Source organism: Streptomyces sp. NPDC005784 (assembly GCF_042871525.1).
Classification (GTDB): domain Bacteria; phylum Actinomycetota; class Actinomycetes; order Streptomycetales; family Streptomycetaceae; genus Streptomyces.
Genome location: NZ_JBIAIQ010000116.1, coordinates 1 through 1,715, shown reverse-complemented (window position 1 = coordinate 1,715; position 1,715 = coordinate 1). Strand labels below are relative to the sequence as shown.

Sequence of the window (1,715 nt, the reverse complement as noted above, 5' to 3'; positions counted from 1 at the left end):
AGCCCGGATCCACCGGCCGATGTTTCCGAGGTCCGATTTCTCGCCGAGGGCTGATGGTGGTGTGGGGCAGGGGTTCGAGGGTGTGCGGCGCCCGCCGCGCTCGGGTCGCGGCCTGTCCGAGTGTCTTTCGAGTCGGGGCTGGGGCGGTGGCGGTGTCGCCGGTGGCCGGTGCGGCCGTCAGGGTGCGGTGTGGATGGAGGCCGTCAGGGTGTCGATGGCGAGTGGTGGACGGCTTCGAACAAGTCGTGATAGGCGCTCTGCCAGGGCCAGTTGGCGGGCAGGTGGGCGGTCAGCTTGATCCTCGCGGTGCGGGCGAGTCGGGCGGGGACGTGGATCAGGTGGGCGCGGAGTGTGGCGGTGGTGGCCTTGGCGTGGAAGGCCGAGGCCAGAGCGCCGGCGGCCCGCAGCAGGTTGTGCGACATGGCCCACAGGGTCAGCCAGGCGGCGTTCGCCTGGAAGTTTCCCGAGGGCAGGTGGGCGAGCGCGGAGGACTTCCCGTCCGCGATCACCTGTTCCACGACAGCGTGTTGCCGGTGGTGCAGTTCGGCCTGAAGCATGCCGAAGGGGCTGTTGGTGAAGACGGGGTGGTAGCGCCAGGAGTCGAACAACTCGCCCTGCCCGGTGACTTCTTGCGGGTTCAGGCGTCGCACCCGGCGCACGATCAGACGGGCGGTGACCTGCTCGGCCTTCGTGCGTCCGGTGAACGCTGTGTACTCGGTCTCGGCGACCTCGGCGTCGGAGACCATCTCGCCGGTGTCGGGATCCACGAATGCCTCGGGGTAGCGGATCGGGACCCAGGCGTCCTCGGCGATGCGGCCGATCGCGGGGGCGATGGAGGGGTTCATGCCCGTGGTCAGGGAGAAATAGGCACCGGCCCTGTGGCAGGCGGCGGCCACGTCGGCGGTGTAGAACTTGCTGTCCGCCCGCACCATCCGGATTCCGGTTCCGCCCGCCTCCTTCGCGATGGCCAGGGCCTGGGCGACGAAGCTTTTCGCGCCGCGGACATCGGCGGCCTTGCCGCGGCGCAGGCGGACCGCACCGATCACCGGCCGGGCGAGCGGGGTGGACAGGGTGGCCACGATCGGGTGCAGGGTGCGCTGCCCCTTCAGGCGCCCGTGCTCGGCGCCTTGCTTGGCCCGTCCGTAGACCCGGCGGTGGGTGGGGTCGATATCGATGAACATCAGCTGCCCGGCGCCGGGCAGCAGCGGGGCGTGGGTCGCGAGGCGGGCCAGGAACTCCCGGTGCACCCGGTGGAGTTGCCGGTTGTGGCCGTGAGTGAAGGAGCGCAGGAAGGTGCCCAGCGTGGACGGGGCGCGTATTCCGGCGAAGGCCCGGTCCATTGCGCCATGGCGCAGTCTGTCGGCATCGTCGATGGAATCGGCCCCCGAGCACATCGCGCCCAGCAGCGACATCACCTTGGCCGCCGGATGGGCGCCGCCGCTGTTGTCGGCCGCCTCGATGCGGACCTGGGCGGCCAGACCGGGCAGGCCGGCCCGTTCGGCGAGCGCGACCAGCGGAAGCAGTCCCGCATCCGCGATCAGATTCGGCTCGTCGAAGAGTGCGGAGACATGGACGGCGGCATGGGAAGATTGCATCTCGGAAGAGCCTTGTCATCGTGCGTGCTGGAAGCCTCAAGAACTCCCATCATCGCAGGTCACAAGGCTCTTCCTCGTTCCCGGAGAAGTTGTCCACAAACGTCAGCCGGTGGATCCGGG

Annotated in this window: 1 protein-coding gene; it reads right to left on the bottom strand. The window is 69.6% G+C overall.

Going from position 1 to position 1,715, the window contains the following annotated elements; all coding sequences use genetic code 11:
* Positions 1-203: 203 nt before the first annotated feature.
* Positions 204-1,595, bottom strand: coding sequence for an IS1380 family transposase (locus ACFYR3_RS45730; RefSeq protein WP_389288356.1), 1,392 nt, complete (start codon positions 1,593-1,595; stop codon positions 204-206).
* Positions 1,596-1,715 lie beyond the last annotated feature (120 nt).

Excerpts from the sequence above, each read along its gene's own strand:
- ACFYR3_RS45730 (WP_389288356.1), bottom strand. The coding sequence starts at position 1,595 with ATGCAATCTTCCCATGCCGCCGTCCATGTCTCCGCACTCTTCGACGAG.